Annotated in this window: 19 protein-coding genes; 7 read left to right on the top strand and 12 right to left on the bottom strand. The window is 70.7% G+C overall.

Features of this window, described 5'->3' with window-relative positions; translation table 11 throughout:
- Positions 1 to 25: 25 nt before the first annotated feature.
- On the top strand, positions 26 to 1,054 hold the full coding sequence (locus AC30CM_RS11010) for an Rv2578c family radical SAM protein (protein ID WP_490116900.1): 1,029 nt from the start codon (positions 26 to 28) through the stop codon (positions 1,052 to 1,054).
- A gap of 7 nt (positions 1,055 to 1,061) precedes the next feature.
- On the opposite strand, the gene AC30CM_RS11015 is transcribed toward AC30CM_RS11010, so the two are convergent.
- Positions 1,062 to 1,880 (bottom strand): helix-turn-helix transcriptional regulator, encoded by an 819-nt coding sequence (locus AC30CM_RS11015; protein ID WP_490116901.1) that lies wholly within the window; start codon positions 1,878 to 1,880, stop codon positions 1,062 to 1,064.
- 128 nt (positions 1,881 to 2,008) lie between these two features.
- Here AC30CM_RS11015 and AC30CM_RS11020 point away from each other — a divergent pair, with 128 nt between their 5' ends.
- Both AC30CM_RS11020 and AC30CM_RS11025 read left to right on the top strand, forming a co-directional pair.
- Positions 2,009 to 2,728, top strand: coding sequence for an SDR family oxidoreductase (locus tag AC30CM_RS11020; RefSeq protein ID WP_490116902.1), 720 nt, complete (start codon positions 2,009 to 2,011; stop codon positions 2,726 to 2,728).
- A gap of 50 nt (positions 2,729 to 2,778) precedes the next feature.
- Positions 2,779 to 3,537, top strand: a complete 759-nt coding sequence (locus AC30CM_RS11025; protein WP_490116903.1) for an alpha/beta fold hydrolase — start codon at positions 2,779 to 2,781, stop codon at positions 3,535 to 3,537.
- Between the two features lie 8 nt (positions 3,538 to 3,545).
- Here the strand turns inward: AC30CM_RS11025 and ypfJ are convergent, their stop codons facing one another.
- Positions 3,546 to 4,451: a KPN_02809 family neutral zinc metallopeptidase gene (gene ypfJ, locus AC30CM_RS11030; protein ID WP_490116904.1), complete on the bottom strand. Its 906-nt coding sequence runs from the start codon at positions 4,449 to 4,451 to the stop codon at positions 3,546 to 3,548.
- 146 nt (positions 4,452 to 4,597) lie between these two features.
- Between ypfJ and AC30CM_RS11035 the strand changes: the two genes are divergently transcribed.
- The gene (locus AC30CM_RS11035; RefSeq protein ID WP_490116905.1) at positions 4,598 to 6,049 is read left to right on the top strand and encodes a carboxylesterase/lipase family protein; all 1,452 of its coding nucleotides are present in this window, start codon (positions 4,598 to 4,600) and stop codon (positions 6,047 to 6,049) included.
- 17 nt (positions 6,050 to 6,066) lie between these two features.
- Here AC30CM_RS11035 and AC30CM_RS11040 read toward each other — a convergent pair whose 3' ends face one another.
- The 5 genes from AC30CM_RS11040 to AC30CM_RS11060 all read right to left on the bottom strand — a co-directional run bounded on the left by AC30CM_RS11040 (position 6,067) and on the right by AC30CM_RS11060 (position 11,319).
- Complete coding sequence (locus tag AC30CM_RS11040; protein ID WP_490116906.1) at positions 6,067 to 7,059, bottom strand: ornithine cyclodeaminase family protein; 993 nt, start codon at positions 7,057 to 7,059, stop codon at positions 6,067 to 6,069.
- A gap of 47 nt (positions 7,060 to 7,106) precedes the next feature.
- Positions 7,107 to 8,414: an MFS transporter gene (locus AC30CM_RS11045; RefSeq protein ID WP_490116907.1), complete on the bottom strand. Its 1,308-nt coding sequence runs from the start codon at positions 8,412 to 8,414 to the stop codon at positions 7,107 to 7,109.
- 174 nt (positions 8,415 to 8,588) lie between these two features.
- Positions 8,589 to 9,809: a PucR family transcriptional regulator gene (locus AC30CM_RS11050; protein ID WP_490116908.1), complete on the bottom strand. Its 1,221-nt coding sequence runs from the start codon at positions 9,807 to 9,809 to the stop codon at positions 8,589 to 8,591.
- Positions 9,810 to 9,899: 90 nt separating this feature from the next.
- On the bottom strand, positions 9,900 to 10,412 hold the full coding sequence (locus AC30CM_RS11055; RefSeq protein ID WP_490116909.1) for an SRPBCC family protein: 513 nt from the start codon (positions 10,410 to 10,412) through the stop codon (positions 9,900 to 9,902).
- A 25-nt stretch (positions 10,413 to 10,437) separates the two neighbouring features.
- Positions 10,438 to 11,319 carry an oxidoreductase gene (locus AC30CM_RS11060; RefSeq protein ID WP_490116910.1) on the bottom strand — a complete coding sequence of 294 codons (882 nt, stop codon included), beginning with the start codon at positions 11,317 to 11,319 and terminating at the stop codon, positions 10,438 to 10,440.
- Between the two features lie 92 nt (positions 11,320 to 11,411).
- Between AC30CM_RS11060 and aspS the strand changes: the two genes are divergently transcribed.
- Together aspS and AC30CM_RS11070 are read left to right on the top strand one after the other, a co-directional pair.
- Positions 11,412 to 13,268: an aspartate--tRNA ligase gene (gene aspS / locus AC30CM_RS11065; protein WP_490116911.1), complete on the top strand. Its 1,857-nt coding sequence runs from the start codon at positions 11,412 to 11,414 to the stop codon at positions 13,266 to 13,268.
- Between the two features lie 70 nt (positions 13,269 to 13,338).
- Positions 13,339 to 13,791: a nitroreductase family deazaflavin-dependent oxidoreductase gene (locus tag AC30CM_RS11070; RefSeq protein WP_490116912.1), complete on the top strand. Its 453-nt coding sequence runs from the start codon at positions 13,339 to 13,341 to the stop codon at positions 13,789 to 13,791.
- Between the two features lie 113 nt (positions 13,792 to 13,904).
- On the opposite strand, the gene AC30CM_RS11075 is transcribed toward AC30CM_RS11070, so the two are convergent.
- Together AC30CM_RS11075 and AC30CM_RS11080 are read right to left on the bottom strand one after the other, a co-directional pair.
- The gene (locus tag AC30CM_RS11075; RefSeq protein ID WP_490116913.1) at positions 13,905 to 14,303 is read right to left on the bottom strand and encodes a hypothetical protein; all 399 of its coding nucleotides are present in this window, start codon (positions 14,301 to 14,303) and stop codon (positions 13,905 to 13,907) included.
- A gap of 71 nt (positions 14,304 to 14,374) precedes the next feature.
- Positions 14,375 to 15,559, bottom strand: a complete 1,185-nt coding sequence (locus tag AC30CM_RS11080; RefSeq protein ID WP_490116914.1) for a thiolase family protein — start codon at positions 15,557 to 15,559, stop codon at positions 14,375 to 14,377.
- Positions 15,560 to 15,655: 96 nt separating this feature from the next.
- On the opposite strand from AC30CM_RS11080, the gene AC30CM_RS11085 reads away from it, so the two are divergent.
- Positions 15,656 to 16,147: a winged helix-turn-helix transcriptional regulator gene (locus AC30CM_RS11085; protein ID WP_490116915.1), complete on the top strand. Its 492-nt coding sequence runs from the start codon at positions 15,656 to 15,658 to the stop codon at positions 16,145 to 16,147.
- Positions 16,148 to 16,159: 12 nt separating this feature from the next.
- On the opposite strand, the gene AC30CM_RS11090 is transcribed toward AC30CM_RS11085, so the two are convergent.
- From AC30CM_RS11090 to AC30CM_RS11100, 3 genes are all read right to left on the bottom strand, one after another.
- On the bottom strand, positions 16,160 to 17,008 hold the full coding sequence (locus tag AC30CM_RS11090; protein ID WP_490116916.1) for a BtpA/SgcQ family protein: 849 nt from the start codon (positions 17,006 to 17,008) through the stop codon (positions 16,160 to 16,162).
- A gap of 92 nt (positions 17,009 to 17,100) precedes the next feature.
- A complete protein-coding gene (locus AC30CM_RS11095) occupies positions 17,101 to 17,871 on the bottom strand; it encodes an SDR family NAD(P)-dependent oxidoreductase (RefSeq protein WP_490116917.1) in 771 nt (256 codons plus the stop codon).
- Positions 17,868 to 18,965, bottom strand: a complete 1,098-nt coding sequence (locus AC30CM_RS11100; RefSeq protein ID WP_490116918.1) for an ABC transporter ATP-binding protein — start codon at positions 18,963 to 18,965, stop codon at positions 17,868 to 17,870. The genes AC30CM_RS11095 and AC30CM_RS11100 overlap by 4 nt, the downstream gene beginning before the upstream one ends.
- Positions 18,966 to 18,967 lie beyond the last annotated feature (2 nt).

Below are 18,967 nucleotides of genomic sequence, written 5' to 3' on the forward strand. Positions count from 1 at the left end.
GTCGAACAGGCGTTCGAATAGGGGCATGCGATGGGACGGTCAGGCGGTCGACGTCGACGACGGCGCGCTGCCGGGGCTGCGCCGGCTGGGCCTCGTCCGTTCGGTGCGCACCCCGCAGTTCGAGGGCATCACGTTCCACGAGATCCTCTGCAAGTCGGCGCTCAACCGGGTGCCCGATGCCTCGCGGCTGCCCTTCCGGTTCACGGTGAACGCCTACCGCGGGTGCAGTCACGCGTGCCGGTACTGCTTCGCCAGGCCGACGCACGAATACCTGGACTTCGACCCCGGGGAGGACTTCGACGGTCAGCTGGTGGTGAAGACCAACGTGGTCGAGGTGCTGCGGCGCGAGCTGGCGCGCCGCTCGTGGACCAGGGAGACGGTGGCCCTGGGTACCAACACCGATCCGTATCAGCGCGCCGAGGGTCGGTATGCGCTGATGCCGGGGATCGTGTCGGCGCTCGCGGACAGCGGCACGCCGTTCTCGATCCTGACCAAGGGCACGCTGCTGCAGCGGGACCTGCCGTTGCTCACCGATGCGGCGCGCCACGTCGACGTCGGCGTCGCGATCTCGCTGGCCGTCGGTGACGCGGATCTGCACCGGCTCGTCGAGCCGGGCACGCCCGCCCCGCGGGCCCGGTTGGCGTTGATCCGGGCGGTGCGCGAGGCGGGTCTCGACTGCCACGTGATGGTGGCACCGGTGCTGCCGTACCTGACGGACTCCGACGCCCATCTCGACGCGTTGCTCGGCGACGTCGCCGCCGCGGGTGCCACGGCGGTCACGGTGTTCGGCCTGCACCTGCGGGGCAGTACGCGGGGGTGGTTCATGGCGTGGCTGGGGCGTACCCGCCCCGATCTGGTGCCGCGGTACCGCGAACTGTACGGCCGCGGCGCCTACCTGCCGCAGCGGTACCGCGACGACCTCCGGCGACGCGTGGCGCCGCTGCTGGCCGCCCACGGGCTGTCGGGGGAGCGGCGTCCGTTCCGCGGGCCGGCGCCCGCTGCGGTGCCGGTGGCCGGGCAGGTTGGCGCTGCGGCGCAGGCCACGCTGTTCTGAGAGGGGGTCACTCCGCGTTGGTCGCCGCGAGCGAGCCCAGCAGGGCGAGCGCGCGAGCGCTGTCGGATCCAGCGGCCGCGTGATAGACCACCAACTCCTGGCCGGCGCCCGAGCGGACGTCGAACGCCTGCATCGTCAGCTCCAGGTCGCCCACCTCGGGATGGTGGAAGCGCTTGCGTTGCAGTGACTTTCCGCGCACCCGGTGGGTCTGCCACAGCTCGGCGAAAGCCGGGCTGGTGGCCAACATGTCGGTGAGCACCTCCTGCACGCGGGGATGGCCGGGATCGTGACCGTGGTTCAGGCGGAAGCCGGCCACCGCGTCGGCGGCCACCTCGTGCCAGTCGCGGTAGAAGGTGCGGGCATCGGGATCGGTGAACACGATGCCCAGCAGGTTGCGGGAATGCCGCCATCGGCAGAACAGGGCATCGGCCATCACGTTGGAGGCCAGCACGTCGTAGGCGCGGTCGAAGATCATCGCGGGGCTGTCGGGCCAGGTCGCCATCAGGTCGACGAGTTCGGGTGCCACGACGCCGCTCGGGCCCTCCCGCGGGGGTGCGCTCACCCCGGCGATGCGGAAGGCGTGCGCCCTGGCGTCGGCGTCCATGCGTAGTACCACGGTCAGCACGTCGAGCACCTGGGTCGACGGATGCCGCTCGCGGCCCTGTTCCAGGCGGGTGTAGTAGTCGACGCTGACACCGGCCAGCAGCGCGACCTCTTCGCGGCGCAAGCCGGGAACCCGCCGGGTGCCGTGGTCGTGCACGCCGGCCTGCTCGGGGGTGACGCGCGCCCGGGCGGCGCGCAGGAAGTCGCCGAGTTCACTGGCCACGCCACCACCGTAGGCCCCGGCCCGGCCGCGTGCCTGGGTGTGGGGCACCCGGGCACGCCGCGCCCTGCCGCGACGGGCGGTGCGCGCGAAGACTCGGGTGACACGCCGATCGAGGAGGAGCAGAGTCGATGACAGCACGCCGACAGGTGGCCGTGGTGACGGGTGCGAGCAGCGGGATCGGGCGCGCGGTGGCGGTGCGCCTGGCCGGCGACGGGCAACGCGTGATCGCGGCGGCCCGCCGCACGGACCGGTTGCGCGCGCTGGCCGACGAGCACCCCGGGATCGAACCGGTGACCCTCGACGTCACCGACACCGCGGCGGTGCTCGCGGTGGTCGACGACGTCGTCGCGCGGTACGGCGGGGTCGACGTGCTGGTCGCCAACGCCGGGGTGATGCCGCTGTCGCGGCTCGACGCGCTGTTGGTCGACGAGTGGCACCGCATGATCGACGTCAACGTGCGGGGCCTGCTCAACTCGATCGCCGCGGTGCTACCGCACTTCACCGCCCAGGACCGCGGGCACGTGGTCACCGTCGCCTCCGTCGGTGCGCACGAGGTGGTGGCCACCGCCGCGGTCTACTGCGGCACCAAGCACGCCGCGTGGGCCATCACCGAAGGTCTGCGATTGGAGTCCCCTCCCGGCATCCGGGTGACCACCATCTCGCCCGGCGTCGTGGACTCGGAGCTGGCGGAATCGATCTCGGATCCGCAGGCGCAGCGCGCGATGGCCGAGTACCGGCGCAACGCGATCCCGCCGGAGGCCATCGCCGACGCGGTGGCCTACGCCGTGGGGCAACCCGAGGGCGTCGACGTCAACGAGATCGTGGTGCGCCCCACCCGGCAGCGCTGAGGCGGGCTAAGTTCGATCGCGACTGCCGATCGACTCGACGAGGAGTGCGCATGACCGTCGTCCTGGTGCACGGGGTGCCCGAGACCGCCGCGGTGTGGGACCCGTTGGCGGATGAACTCGCCGCGCTCGGCGAGACGGACGTGCGGCGCCTGTCGCCACCCGGGTTCGGGGCACCGGTGCCGGACGGGTTCGTGGCCACCATGCACGGCTACCGCGACTGGCTGGCCGCCGAACTCGAGGCGATCGGCGAGCCCGTCGACCTCGTGGGCCACGACTGGGGTGGGGGTCACGTGCTGAACCTGGTGATGGCGCGACCGGAGCTGGTGGCCACCTGGGCCTCGGACGTGCCGGGCGTCTTCGACGCCGAGTACGTCTGGCACGACCTCGCCCAGCAGTGGCAGACCCCCGAGGTGGGGGAGCAGGTGGTGGCCGGCCTCGCGGCGACGCCGCTGGGCGACCGCGTGGCATTCCTGGCCGGCGCGGGAATGGCGCCCGAGATCGCCGAACGGGTGGCGCCCGGCGTCGACGACGCCATGGGCCGGTGCATCCTCACGCTGTACCGCTCGGCGGCCCAGCCGCTGGCGGCGCAGGCCGGTCACGGCTTGGAAAGGGCCGCCGCTCGACCAGGTTTGGCCCTGCTGCCCAGCGAGGACGACTACGTGGGGACGGCCGAGCAGAAGCGGCGTGCGGCCGGACGCGCCGGAGCGCGGATCGCCGAACTCGACGGGCTGGGGCACTGGTGGATGACCCAGGATCCGGCGGGGGCGGCGGCCCTGCTCACCGAGTTCTGGGGTGCCCACCGCGCCTGACGCGACGATCAGCCCTGGTGCAGGTCCGTGGCGGTGAAGGTGTCGCACTTGTTGGGGTCGCCGGTGCGGTAGCCCTCGGTGAACCAGTACTGCCTGCCCGCGGCCGAACCGTGCGTCCAGGACTCGGGGTTCACCCGGCCCGTGGCGGCCTGCTGGATGCGGTCATCGCCGACCGACGCCGCGGCCGACAGCGCGTCGGCGATGTCCTTGTCGGTCAGCGGCTGCAGGAACGGCTCGCCGGTGCTCTCCTGCTTGGTGATCGCCGCGTAGTGCGCCCAGACCCCGGCGTAGCAGTCCGCCTGCAGTTCGGTGCGCACGCCGCCACCCTCGGGACCGGTCGGATCCCGTTGCGCGCGGCCCAGATTGCCCATCAGGTCCTGGACGTGGTGCCCGAACTCGTGGGCCACGACGTACTCCTGGGCCAGCGGGCCGCCACTGGAGCCGAACTGCGTGGTCAGCACGTCGAAGAACGAGGTGTCGAAGTAGGCGGTGCCGTCGCCGGGGCAGTAGAAGGGGCCGACGTCGGCGGTGGCGGGACCGCACGCGGTGTCCACCCGCCCCTCGAACAACCGCACCTTGGGCCGGGTGTAACCGTCGATCAGCTGCGCCCAGACGCCGTCGACCGAGTTGCCGGTCGCCACCACGCGGCACTGCACGATGGCGTTGGCGTCCGCGCCGGTCTTGCACTGGCTCAGGTCGAAACCGGGCGCCTGGACGCCCTGGGTGTCGTACTGGCCGGCGCCGCCGCCCTGATTGAGTACGGTGCCGGGGTCGACGCCGAGGAACAGGGCCACCACCACGATCAGCAGTCCGCCGACGCCGCCACCGATCGCGATGCCCCGGCCGCCTCCGCCGCCGCGCCCACTGCTGGTGGTGGTGCTGGTGTCGATCTGCATGCCTTCGTTGAAGGTCATTCCACGCTCCGTCCGCCCGGCCGTAGGTCGGCTTTCCCAGCCTCCCACACTAGGATTGCCCGGTGGCCGCACAGCGCGAAACCGCCCGCCGACCAGCCCGCCGCCCAGCCCGTCGATCAGCCCCCGAAGCCACCGTCGCGCACACCGTGCACGGGGCCCTGCGCGGCACCGTGGAGAGCGGTGTGACCGTCTGGCGCGGCGTGCCGTACGCCCAGCAGCCGGTGGGAGCGCGACGCTTCCTGGCGCCTGCGCCCCTGGATTCGTGGACGGGCGTGCGCGAGGCCGTCGACCACGGTCCGCTGCCGCCGCAGGGTCGCTCGTTCGTGGGTGGTGGCCGCGACGATCCGAAGATCCGTGACGAGGCGTGCCTGACGGTGACGGTGTGGTCGCCGGACCCCCACGGGTCGCTGCCGGTGATGGTGTGGATTCCCGGCGGTGCGTTCGTCTACGGCGCGGGACAGCTGCAGCTCTACAACGGGTCGCGGCTGGCCGCCAACGGCGACGTCGTCGTGGTGAACGTCACCTACCGGCTCGGCGTCTTCGGCGGCTTCGAGTTGGGGGACCTGGGAACGGGTTTCGACGACAACCTGTGCCTGCGCGATCAGCTGGCCGCCCTGGAGTGGGTACGGGACAACGTCGCGGCCTTCGGCGGCGACCCCGAGCGGGTGACGGTGTTCGGCGAGTCCGCGGGCGCGACGTCGGTGCTGGCGCTGCTGGCCAGCCCGGCGGCCCGCGGACTGTTCACCCGTGCCATCGCGCAGAGTCCCGCGCTGCCGCTGATCGCCGACCGCGAGACCCGGGCGCGCCGCGCCAGGGAGTTCCTGGCCCGCCTCGGTGTCGCGGCCGCCGACGTGGCGTCGCTGCCGCAGCGGCACTTGCGTCGCACGGCGGGCCGGATGCAAGCCGAGAGCGCAGCCGAAACCCCCACGCTGGCCTACGGTTTGACCCACGGTACGGATCTGCTGCCGCAGCATCCGATCGAAGCGGCGCGCGCCGGGGCGGTGTCCGGCGTGCCGCTGATCGTCGGCACCAACAGCCACGAGGCGTCGATGTTCGCCTGGGGCAAGCCGCCCATGCTGCCCACCACCGTGGCGGGCGTCGACTCCTACTTCGCGCGCACCGCACCCGACGCGAAGCCCGGCGTGCTGGCCGCCTACCCGGCCTACCCGCGCCGCAGCGCGCTGGTGCGCTTCGGCTCGGATGCCATGTTCGGCGCGCCCACGTGGGCGTTCGCCGACGCCTACGCCGACCGCGGGCCCACCCACGTCTACCGCTTCGACCACACCACCTGGACGCTGCGGGCGCTGGGCCTGGGCGCCACGCACGGCAGCGAGATCGTGCACGTCCAGCACAGCTACTCGTCCTACCTGGGCCGCAAGATCCACCCGCTGGGCAGGCACGTGCAGCCCGCCGTCGGCAGGCGCATGCAACGCACCTGGCTGGAGTTCGCCAAGGGCCGCCTCGGCGTCGATGAGGGCGGCATGTGGCCGCTCTACGACACCGTCGAGCGGCCCACGCGCGTCATCCGCTCCACCCGCGACGAGACCGTGCTGGATCCGGACCGCCAGCGGCGCGAGGCCTGGCAGGGCCTGATCTAGGGGCCACCGACCGCGGCTCAGAGCCGCAGGGTGGTTCCAGCGCCTGCGGCCAGCGCGGCCTCGAGGATCGCCTGTGCCACCGCCATGTCGCACACCGCCATCCCAATGTTGCTGTTGACGATCAGTTGGTCGGAGGACGTCCGACCGGGCTTGAGTCCCGCGAGGACCTCGCCAGTCTCGGCCGCGATCGTCGGTGACCCGCCCGGGTAGTAACCCATCTCGACGAACAGGTCGTGCTCGTCGATGGAATCGGTGATGTACCGATCGGCGCGCAACGCGGTCGCCGGATCCCAGAACGAGTTGAGGTCGCAGGGAATGATGGTCTGTCCCTTGGACACCCATTCATCCCGGACGACGCGCTGGGGCTCGCGGACGACGATGGTGGCCGAACTCAGCACCTCGCACTCCTTGACCATCTGCTCCACCGAGTCGCCGACGCGGAGCGGGACGTCGACTCGTCGCTGGAGATCGGTGACCAGCCGTTCCGCCACGTCCGGGAACTTGTCGAACACCACGATCTCTTCGAGATTCTTCAGGTGATGCGCCGCGTAGGAGACGTGCTCTCGGCCCTGCACCCCCGCACCGAACATCCCGAAACGTGCGGCATCTCCGGCCAGGTGTTCGGCCATCAGTACCGTGACGGCCGGGGTGCGCACCGCGGTCAGCCAGCTGCAGTCCATCATCGCCAGGGGCACACCGGTTTCCACGTCGTTCAGGCAGAGCAGGCCGGTGGTCTGCGGAAGACCGAACTCGCGTGGATTGCGGGGGTAACACTCGATCCACTTGGCGCCCACCACGTTGAGTTCCGGCAGGAACGCCGGCATGGCGTGGTAGAAGACGTCGTCGTACGGATGCACGCCGATCTTGGCCGGCATCTCATAGCGCTTGTGTCCGTGCTCGATCAGGGCGCGGCGAACGGCGTCCAGGACGGTGTCGTGCGAGATGTCGAGGCCCACGACGTCGGCCTTGGACAGGTAGAGCAACTCCGTGCCCTTGAGGATCTGAGTCACGTTGAGGTCCCTTCGATGATCGTGACGACGCGGTGTCGAGACGGGGGTCAATGGATCGCAGCCTTGCTGGTCTCGGGGGCCCAGGCCAGGGACGCCACGAAACCGACCAACGGAAACGCGGCCAGGGCCAACAGGGACGCGTTGACGCCGATGGACGAGATCAGCACCGGCAGTAGGTAGGTGGCCAGCGCAGCACCGACTCGGCTCATCGAGGCTGCGAATCCGACGCCGGACGTCCGCAGCCGGGTGGGGAACATCTCGGAGGGATAGACGAATTGCAGATTGGAGGCTCCCGACGCGACGAAGAGATAGACGCCGATGACGGTCGCCAGCACGATCAACGGCGCGGTGGGGAAGATGCCCAAGAGCAGCAGTGCCGCCAGTGTCACGCCGAACGTCCAGATGGCGAGGCTGCGGCGCTTGGACACCGCGAGCACCCAGATGAACACCAGGGCGCCGGCGAACTGGAGCATGTTCATGATGAAGTCGCGCGCGAAGCCCGACGGCAAACCCAGGTCGTCGAGGACGGGGGTGATGAAGGTGAAGATCGCAAACAGCGGCCCCACCTGACATGCCCAGAACACACCGGCGTACGCGGTCTTGCGCCGGTGCGCCCTACCGAACAGTTCCTTGATGCCGCCGTCGTCGCTGGACGCCTCCATCTCGGGAAGCGCGGTGCCAGGTGGGAAGTGGGACTCGACGATTCGCCGTGCTTCGGCGTCGCGGCCGCGGGACCGCAGCCAGCGTGGCGACTCGGGCAATCGGATGCGGGCGAGCGCGATCACGATGGCGGGTAGCGCGCTGCTGGCCAACACCAGACGCCAGTTGTCCTGAGCCCACGCCAACGCCACGAAGTTGGCCCCCACGAAGCCGACGAACCACGTGGTCTGCAAGGTCGCCAGTAGTGGGCCGCGGTAGCGGGTTGGCAGGAACTCGGCAAGCAGCGCCGCGCCGACGGCGTACTCCACGCCGATGGCGACGCCGATCAGGATGCGATAGGCGGTCAGATCCCACGTGCTGATCGCGAAGTACTGCACGAGCGACAGCGCGACGAACGCGATCAAGTTCCACCGGAACACGACCCGGCGTCCCCATCGGTCGGCGGCCCTGCCGAAGAACATGCCGCCGATGAAGATGCCGATCAACGCGCTGGCACCGACCAGCCCCTGCCCAAGCGGGGTGAAGTGCATCTCGTCGGTGGCGGCGCCGATCGCGCCTCCGACGACGCCCAGGATGTATCCGTCGAGTGCCGTGCCGCCGAGCGTGCAGAAGGCCGCGAGCGTGTGCAACCGATTCCACTTGGCGTCGTCCATGGTGGGTGGGCCGGTGACCTGCTGACCAGCGTGTGATGTCATCACGTCTCGCTCTCCATGCGTGGCGGCTCCGCCGTGACGAGGGCGGGCGGCCGAGGAATCTCCAGCAAGTATTGGACGAATCGACCGCCCGGTCTTGCAGCCGTCGTCGGAATGCCGAACACGTCTCTGCGACATCGGTCGCACGGGTCGCACGGGTCGTGCGGGTCGCGCGAACTAGTGCAGACCGGCGTCGTCGACGAGTGCCCCCACCGGCGACCGCAGCAACGCCGCCCGAAGCCAGGCGCAGAACACCAGGAAGCGATCGGCGGGCACGGCTAGGTCCAGACCCGTGGTTTCGGTGATCTGCTGCAGCCGGTAGTGCAGCGTGGTGCGGTGGACGTGCAGGAGATCGGCGGGGCTGCAACCGCGGTCTGATCGCAGCACGGCAGCCACCGTGTCGAAGGCGAAGCCGTCCGCCTCGTCGAACATGGCGTTCAACGAGGAGACGCGCGCGCCGGCCAGGTGATCGGAGGCAAGCAGACCCATCGCGAACGGTCGGACCTGTCGCCACGTCAGCACGCCTTCCTGGCGGTAGAGCTGCGCTCCTACGAATGCGGTCAGCGCCGCCTTGGCGAAACAGCGTCTGACGTTGCGCAACGGTTTCGAAGGGCTGATGCCGAAGGCGCTGCCGAGATCGGAGTCACCGGCAATCCGCTGCACCTCGTCCTCCAGCCATCCGGCCGAGTCGCGCCGCACCCGATGACTCGACCCCGTCAGCTGGAAGACTGCCACCGTGCAGCCGTCGCGTTCGGTGGTGCACGCCAACGACGCACCGACGTCCGCGGCGTTGCGGGCCGCCGGACGGATGACGCGCTCGACCACCTCGTCGTGGATGTCCTGGGCGGCGACGCCGTAACGCGCCAGCACGACGAATTCCGCGTCGCCGTGCTCCTCGACGGCCAGAGGTGTCGGCGATGCCGTGGCGGCCTGACCGGACAGCAGGCGCAATACGGTGGCCCCGATGGTGGTTCCGGGGTCGAGTGCCGGTGCCTGACGGCGAGATGCCAGGTGATTGGCGAGGCGACTGCAGTACTTCGCTATCACGTCCTCGGGTAGCGGCCGCGATCGCTTGATGACCCACAGGAAGGCGATGATGTCGCCGTCGTGCCGGATGGGAAAGCACGTCCGCGCAGACAGGGCCAGGTCGGGATTGGCAGGCACGTGTATCGGCTCGTCGCCGTGTGCATCACGGGTGAACTTCGTGAAGTACTCCCGGTAGCCCGGCGGGATGCGGCGATCCAGCATCAGACGCATGCGGTAGGGGTCGGCGTCTCCGTAGTGACGGCTCACGACGATCAGGTTGCCGGCCGGGTCGTCCACGGCGACCGACTGCCGAATGCGCTCGGCCAACTGGTCGACCAGTGCCTGGACCGCGTCTACGAGTCGAGGATGCATGCTCGATCGGCCTCCTCCCGGCCCCATCGTCGCAGACCGGCAGCGATCGAGGGGCGTCGTCCCGGGCCGCGTAGAGCCGGGCCCGGTCGGTCAGGGGCGCCCCACCGCGTACCGCTCGTCGGTGAGGACGCGCAGGTTGTGCATGAACCGCTGGAACATCCACCGCATGACGGGGGCGCCGTAGGTCATGCCCAGCCGGGCGGCGGCGCCGCGCGGTGCGACTGCCATGATCCAGGTGAGGTGGCAGCCGGTGCCCGTGTCGATCACGCGGTACTCCTCGGCGAACGCCGCGATGGCGTTCGACGTGCTGGTGTTGAACCGGAAGACCATGCGCGAGAACGGCTCCCACGCGAGGAACTCCTCATCGGCGACGATGCCGCCCCGCATGGTGACGGTGCGGGTGGTACCCACGCCGTACGGCTCGGGGCTGGTCCACTCGACGTCGGTGATCACGGTTGCCCACCGCGGCCACGCCTCGGCGTCGGCCAGCACGTCGAACAGTTGCGCCGGGGTGATGGCGAGGTCCGCGGTGCTGATGAAGCGGAACGGCGCCGACTCCACGAACGATGCGTCGACGGGTTCACAGGGGTAGCGGCGGGCCATGGGTGGACACTCTATGCGGTGACGTCTAGCCGGGGCCCTCGCCCGCGGCGGCCAGCAGCGGCACCACGACGTCGCCGATGGGCGTGGCCAACCCGTGCCGCCGCGCCAGGCGCACGACGACGCCGTTGCGGATGTCCCATTCCAGCGGACGCCCCAGCTGCCGGTCGGTGAGGATCGACGTCGTCAGGTCCTCGGGCACCTCGGTGAACAGGCTCAGGATCTCCTCGACCACCGCGTCGGCGAGGTGCGCCCCCTCCGCCCGGGCGACGTCCAGGCATTCGCGCAGGTAGGCGCGCGCCAGCTCGGCCACGTCGGCGCGGCGGAACATCCCCGACGTGCGACCCGTCAGCACCATCAGCCCCGCCACGGCGTTGACCAGCAACTTGTGCCAGGCCGCCGTGACGAAGTCGGCGTCGACGTCGATCGACAACCGCGGCGTCCGCAACGCCTCGGCCAGGCGGCGACCCGCGTCGTCGTCGGGCAGCACGACGCGCGCCGGCGTCCGCAGCCGCGTCCAGCCCTGCGGCTGGTTCTCGGCCGAGAACCACACCACGGCAGGCACCACCGTCGAACCCGGGCAGAACCGCCCCACCCGCTGCACCTGTTCCACGCCGTTCTGCAAGGCCAGCACCAGCGTGCGCTCGTCGCACAACCGCTGCAACCACGGTGCCGCCGCGGCGTTCTGGGTGTCCTTCACGCCGAGCAGCACCACGTCGACGGGGCCCTTCGCGTCGGCCAGGTCGGTACGCACCGGATGGGGCACCGTGACGGCGGCACCGTCGTCGGGCCGCAATTCGATCGCCGGGCGCGGGCTGCGCCCGTACGCCGCGACGTGGTGGCCGGCGTCGTACAGCAGCGCGGCGATGGTCGAACCGATGGCGCCAGGGCCCACGAGTGCGATGTCCACGATGGCGAACGTACGCGCCGGTGCGCGAATGCCGCCGATGCCGGCACCACTAGACTCGACAGCCGGTCATCCCCCGTTCTCGAGGAGTCTTCGTGTTGCGCAGCCATGCCGCCGGTTCGTTGCGGTCCACCGATGCCGGTCAGACGGTGACGCTGGCCGGATGGGTGGCGCGCCGCCGCGACCACGGCGGCGTCATCTTCATCGACCTGCGGGACGCTGCCGGCGGGCAGGAGGGCAGCGACGGGGGGAACTGGCAGTCCGGCGGGCAGGAGCGCAGCGACGGGGGGAACTGGCAGGGCCTCGCGCAGGTGGTGTTCCGCGACGCGGCGGTGCTGGAGCAGGCGCACCGGCTGCGCGCCGAGTTCTGCGTCGCCGTCACCGGGGTCGTCGAGGTGCGTCCGGAGGGCAATGCCAACCCCGACATCCCCACCGGGGAGATCGAGGTCAACGCGACCTCGTTGCAGGTGCTCTCGGAGAGCGCGCCGCTGCCGTTCCAGCTCGACGAGACCGCGGGCGAGGAAGCCCGGTTGAAGTACCGCTACCTGGATTTGCGGCGCGAGGGCCCGGGTCACGCGCTGCGCCTGCGGTCCAAGGTCAACGCCGCCGCCCGCGGCGTGCTGGCCGCTCACGACTTCGTGGAGATCGAGACGCCGACGTTGACGCGTTCGACGCCGGAGGGGGCGCGGGACTTCCTGGTGCCCGCCCGGCTGCAGCCCGGCTCGTTCTACGCGCTGCCGCAGAGCCCCCAGCTGTTCAAGCAGCTGCTCATGGTGGCGGGCATGGAGCGCTACTACCAGATTGCGCGGTGTTACCGCGACGAGGACTTCCGCGCCGACCGTCAGCCCGAGTTCACCCAGCTCGACATGGAGATGAGCTTCGTCGAGGCCGACGACGTGATGGCGATCTCCGAGGAGGTCCTCAAGGCCCTGTGGGCGCTCGTCGGCTACGACCTGCCGACGCCGCTGCCGCGGATCAGCTACGCCGACGCCATGCGCCGCTTCGGTTCCGACAAGCCCGACCTGCGCTTCGGCGTGGAACTCGTCGATTGCACGGAGTACTTCGCGGACACCACGTTTCGCGTCTTCCAGGCGCCGCACGTGGGTGCGGTCGTCATGCCGGGCGGGGCGTCGCAGCCGCGCCGCACGCTCGACGGGTGGCAGGAGTTCGCCAAGCAGCGCGGGCACAAGGGACTGGCGTACGTGCTGCTCGGCGAGGACGGCACGCTGGGCGGTCCGGTCGCCAAGAACCTGTCCGACGCCGAGCGCGACGGGCTGGCCGCCCATGTCGGCGCGCAGCCGGGGGACTGCGTGTTCTTCGCCGCGGGCCCGGCCAAGGCGGCGCGGGCGCTGCTCGGCGCCACCCGCATCGAGATCGCCAAGCGCCTCGACCTGATCGATCCGAACGCGTGGGCGTTCACGTGGGTCGTCGATTGGCCGCTGTTCGAGGCCGCCGACGAGGCCACCGCGTCCGGCGACGTGGCCGTGGGTTCCGGGGCGTGGACGGCGGTGCACCACGCGTTCACCTCGCCGCAGCCGGCCTCGGAGGCGACGTTCGACACCGACCCCGGCGCCGCCCTGGCCAACGCCTACGACATCGTCTGCAACGGCAACGAGATTGGCGGCGGCTCCATCCGCATCCATCGCCGCGACGTACAGGAGCGCGTGTTCGCGATGATGGGCATCGACCACGACGAGGCCGCCGACAAGTTCGGCTTCCTACTCGACGCGTTCACCTTCGGCGCCCCGCCGCACGGTGGCATTGCGTTCGGCTGGGACCGCATCGTCGCCCTGCTGGCCGGCGTCGACTCGATCCGCGAGGTGATCGCGTTCCCGAAGTCCGGCGGCGGCGTCGACCCGCTGACCGATGCGCCTGCACCCATCACCGCGCAGCAGCGCAAGGAATCCGGCATCGATCACGAGCCCAACGCCAAGGCCGCCGCCAAGGCGTGATTTCGGCGCGCATTCGTTCGCTCACCGAACGCGAGCGCGCCGAAATCGCTCGAGAAGAGGGAGCGACACCATGAGCGAGCGACCCGACCGGGACCGACTGGTCACCGACACCGCGGCACTCAACGACTTCAACCGCGGCGTGGTGGAGGAGTTCCGGGCGAATGGGGGTCGGGTCGGTGGCCCGTTCGAGGGTCGGCCGATGCTGCTGTTGCACACCACGGGCGCGAAATCGGGTGCGCCGCGGCTGTCGCCGCTGGCCTACCTGCCGCTCGACGGCAAGATGCTGATCGTCGGGTCGTACGCCGGTGCGCCCAAGGACCCGGCGTGGGTGCACAACCTACGCGCGGGCGGTCCCGCGCGCGTCGAGGTGGGCACCGAGGAATACGCGGTCACCGCCCGCGAGCTGCCCGCCGCCGAGCGGGACGCCATCTACCCACGGATCGTGGAGCTGGCGCCGGTGTTCGCCGACTACCAGGCGAAGACCGACCGCGTGATCCCGGTGTTCGAGTTGCTGCGCGCCTGAGGCGCACCCGGTTCGATGGGAACTCGGGCCGGTGAGGGCGCGAGTGTGCGGATGGGAACGCCCACCCGGCGTGTCGCGTCCGAGGACGCACACTCGGCCTCCCGCACCGTCGATCAGTTGCGGCCAGGGGCTCCCGGAATGCCCTGGGGGCCCGCGTTCTCGCCGGGTAGGTTCTTGCCGGTGGGCGGCGACGTCGTGCCCTGCACCGGCGGCGGCGACGCCGACGGCCCGCCGCTGACCGTCATGCTGGGGCCGGGGGTCTGCTGCGTGGTCTGACTGCCCGTCTCGGTGCCGCCGCCCGCGCCGCCGGGCGCGGTGCTCTGGGCGGGTGCCGAACTCGGGGCAGGCGCCATGGTGGTGGTGGCGGGGCCGGTGCTGACCTCGGTGCTGGTGGTCGGCGTGCTGGATTCCGTGGTGGTCGGGGCGTCGGAGTCGTTGCTGCTGCAGCCGACCACGGCGCCGGCGACCGCCAGGGCCGCCAGCGCCGCAGCCGCGCGGTGCGAGTTCGTCATGCGTCCTAGGTTCACCGCCGAGAATGAATGCAAACTCGCCGATTTCGCGACGTCACCGGTTCGTCACGCCGTCACAACCGCTCGACGATCATCGCGTTGGCCATGCCGCCGCCCTCGCACATGGTCTGCAGGCCGTAGCGGCCACCGGTCTGATGCAGGGCGTTGACCAACGTGGTGGCGATACGGGCGCCGGACGCGCCGAGGGGGTGGCCGATGGCGATGGCGCCGCCGTTGACGTTGGTCTTGGCCAGGTCCGCACCGGTGTCGCGCGCCCACGCCAGCACCACGGGCGCGAACGCCTCGTTGACCTCGAACAGGTCGATGTCCGACAGCGACAGCCCGGAGCGTGCCAACACCCTCTCGGTGGCCGGGATGACGCCGGTGAGCATGTACAGCGGGTCCGAGCCCACCACCGTCATGGTGTGGATGCGGGCCAGCGGGGTGAGACCGAGGCGGCGGGCCGCGGCGCCGCTGGTGAGCAGCACCGCCGCGCTGCCGTCCGACAGCGGCGAGGAATTGCCCGGCGTGACGTGCCACCCGATCTGTGGGAAGCGTCGTGCCACGGCCTCGTCGAAGAACGCCGGTCGCAGTCCCGCCAGCGTCTCGACCGTGGTGCCCGGCCGGATGATCTCGTCGGTGCTCAACCCGGCGACGGGAGCCAGTTCGGCGTCGAAGCGCCCCTCCTTGGTGGCGCGGGCGGCCTTGTCGTGGCTGTTCGCGGAGAACTCGTCGAGTTCGGCTCGGGAGAAGCCCCACTTCGCGGCGATCAGCTCCGCGCTGATGCCCTGCGGCACCAGTCCTTCGGGGTAGCGCGCCGCCATGCCCGCACCGAACGGGTTGGTGCCGGGCAGCACGTTCGACCCCATCGGCACGCGCGACATCGATTCGACGCCTGCGGCGATCGCGACGTCGTAGGAACCGGACTGGATGCCCTGGGCGGCGAAGTGGATCGCCTGCTGGCTGCTGCCGCACTGCCGGTCGACGGTGGTGCCGGGCACGCTCTCGGGGAACCCGGCGCCCAACAGCGCGTTGCGGGCGACGTTGACCGCCTGGTCGCCGACCTGCGTCACCGCGCCCGCGATGACGTCGTCGACGTCACCGGCGTCGATGCCTGCGCGCTCGACGACCTCGCGCAGGCCGTGTGCCAGCAGGTCGGCGGGCAGCACGCCGTGCAGGGCCCCACTGGGCTTGCCCTTGCCGACGGGCGTGCGGACGGCGCTGACGATCAATGCGTCGCGGTCGGAGAATTGAGCCATGATCACTCCTGGTGACTCGTCGCTGAGTACTGCCTTCTATACTCAGGTGTAACACCCAGACATGCCAACGAGAACCCAGCTGGGGGAGTGATCTGCATGACAATGCTGCAGGGCGTGCTCGCCGACCGCGACGCCTGGTCGGCCATCGGGCGATGTCCGGTCGAGAAGACCATGGGCGTGCTCGGCACGAAGTCGGCCATGCTCGTGATGCGCGAGGCGTACTACGGCACCACGCGGTTCGACGACTTCGCCCGCCGCGTCGGCGTGACCAAGGCGGCGATGTCCGCGCGGCTCACCGAGCTGGTGGAGCTGGGCATGCTCCAGCGACGTCCCTACCGCGAACCGGGGCAGCGCAGCCGCGACGAGTACGTGCTCACCGACGCCGGCCGCGACTTCATGCCGGTGGTGTGGGCGATGTTCGAGTGGGGCCGCACACACCTGCCCGACGGCGACACGCCGCTGCGCCTGCAACACGTCGGCTGCGGCGCCGACGCGACCGTCGAGATCCGGTGCAGCAAGGGCCATCCGGTGCCACCCGACGAACTCGGCGTGCGCTATGAGGGGCGCCCGCCGAGTTCGCCGACGTGACCGGGAGCGGCGCTACCCCAACTGGCCGCGGAACTCCTTGGCCGCCGACATCAGCTCCTCGACGCGGCCGCGCTGCGCGCGGTTGGCGAAGACGCCGTCCTTCTTGAAGTAGGTGCCCACGACGGCGCCGTCGGCGATCGACAGCTGGGTGGCGACGTTCTCCGCCCGCACCCCCGTGTTGACGAACACCGGCACGTCGCCTGCCGCGTTCTTCACGACGCGCAGCGCCTCGATGTCGGTCGGTGACCCGGCCGTCGCGCCCGAGACGCAGATCGCGTCCGGCGCGGTGGCGAAGACGGTGGTGCGGGTGATCGACGCCAGGTCGCGCTTGGCGAGGTAGACCGCGGACTCGGGAACGATGTTGAACAGCAGCTTGACGCCGGCGCCGCCGACGCGGGAGCGGTGCCGCGCGACCTCGCCGACGTTGGTGTCCCACAAGCCGAAGTCGCTGGCGTAGACGCCGGTGAAGATCTCGCGGACGAAGCGGGCGCCGGTGGCGACGGCCAGGTCGATCGACGCCCGGCCGTCCCACAGCACGTTGACGCCGAACGGCACCCGGATGTCGTCGAACAACTCGCCGATGATGCGGGCCATCGTGATCGCGGTGATCGGTTCGGTCTTCGTCAGGTAGGGCAGGCTGAACTCGTTGGAGATCATCACGCCGTCGACGCCGCCGGACTGCAGAGCCTCCAGCTCCTCCTTGGCGCGGTCGACGATGGCGGCGATACCCGCCGCACCGTCATAGCCGGGGTCACCCGGCAGGGCGGCCAGGTGCAGCATGGCGATGACGGGCTTGCGGACGGCGAACACCTCGTCGAGCCAGGTGGTGGCGGCGCGGGTGGCGTCGTGGGTGGTGGTCAAGGTCGTTCCCTTCTGTGCGGTTCGCGACGGTGACGACGGTCGCGGGAGGTCGGTTCCGGCAGCGGCCGGGTGGTGGGGCGGGCCGGCGCGGGCTAGTCCATGTAGGCGCCGCCGTTGACGGCGAGCGCTTCCCCGGTGATGAAGCGGGCATCGGCCGACAGCAGGAATGCGACGGCACGGGCTACGTCCTCGGGCTGCTCGAGGCGCCGCAGCGGGGTGTCGTCGAGCATCATCTGCTGCACGCCCTCGGGGGTGGTGCCGCGAAGTTCGGCCTCCCACAGCAACTCCCGGGACTGCATCGGGGTGGCGACGTAGCCGGGGCACACGCAGTTCACCGTGATGTCGTGCTCGCCCAGCTCGTAGGCCATGGCCTGGGTCAGGCCCACGACGCCGAACTTGGATGCCACGTAGTCGCTCAGGAACGGCACGCGGCCCTGCTTGCCCGCCATCGACGCGGTGTTCACGATGGCACCCTTGGTCCCGCTGCGCACCATGGCCCGCGCGGCGGCCTGGCCGCACACGAACACGCCCTTGAGGTTCACGTCCATGGTCTGGTCGTAGCGCTCGATCGGCGCGTCGAGGAAGCGGTGCATGAACGAGATGCCCGCATTGCTCACCCAGGCGTCCAGCCCCACACGGTCGGTGACGCCGAACGCCAACGCCGTGGCGTCCGACGGCGACCGCACGTCCAGCGCCGCCGACTCGTGTCCCACGTCGGCGCCCGGCAGGTCCGCGGCGACGGCGGCCGCGGCGTCGGCATCGACGTCGGTCACCACCACGCGCCAGCCGCGCTCGGCCAGCGTGCGCGCGATGGCCCGCCCGATGCCGGAGCCCGCTCCGGTCACCACCACTGTCTTGGTCACTTCTTCCCATCCTTGATAGTCGCCGACGTCCCGTTGGCGCCGACGAGGCGTCGGCCGGTCTCGGCGTCGAATACGTGTGCGGCACCGGGCCGCACGGCCAGCGCCACGGTGGCGCCCTCGGAGATGCCGGAAAGGCGTTGTGCCTCCACGACACTGGTCAACACCGCACCGTCGGCGGTGATCGTGACGATGGCGCGTGGGCCCAGCAGCTCGATCAGCGTGACACGGGCCCGGCCATCGGGGGCGGGCGTCGGCAACAGGTCGTCGGGGCGCACGCCCAGCGTCACGCGCCCGCCGACGCCCACGCCGTCGACCGCCAGCCGCAGGCCCGCGGGGGTGACGAGTTCGCCGCCCGTCAGCTCACCGTCGAGGAGGTTCATCTTGGGGCTGCCGACGAACGCGGCGACGAACGTGTCGACCGGTGACGCGTAAACCTCCATGGGCGTGCCGATCTGGGCCGCGCGACCGTCGCGCATGACCACCATGCGGTCCGACAGCGTCATCGCCTCTTCCTGGTCGTGGGTGACGTAGAGCGAGGTGATGCCCAGCCTGCGCTGGATCTGCAGCAGCTCGGTGCGGGTCTCGACGCGCAGCTTGGCGTCGAGGTTGCTCAACGGCTCGTCGAACAGGAACACCGACGGCTCACGCACGATGGCGCGGCCGATGGCGACGCGCTGCTGCTGACCGCCGCTGAGGTCCTTGGGCTTTCGTCCCACCAGCGCGCCGAGCCCCAGCGACTCGGCCACCTCGTCGGCGCGCGCGAGCGCGTCGCCGCGGGGCGTCTTCGTGGCGCGCAGCGGGAACGCGATGTTCTCCCGCACCGTGAGATGCGGGTAGAGCGCGTAGTTCTGGAACACCATGGCGATGTCGCGGTCGCGCGGCTGCAGGTGCGTGACGTCGCGGTCGCCGATCGTGATGGTGCCCGACGTGACGGTCTCCAGACCGGCCAGCATCCGCAGCGACGTCGACTTGCCGCAACCGGACGGGCCGACGAGGACCGTGAACGACCCGTCGGGCAACTCGAGGTCGAGGTCGGCCACCACCGAGGTCGTGCCATACGACTTCGTGACGCCGGAGAATCGAACCGAAGACATGA

The sequence above is a fragment of the Mycobacterium sp. DHQP2018-32-09 genome (assembly GCF_058148405.1).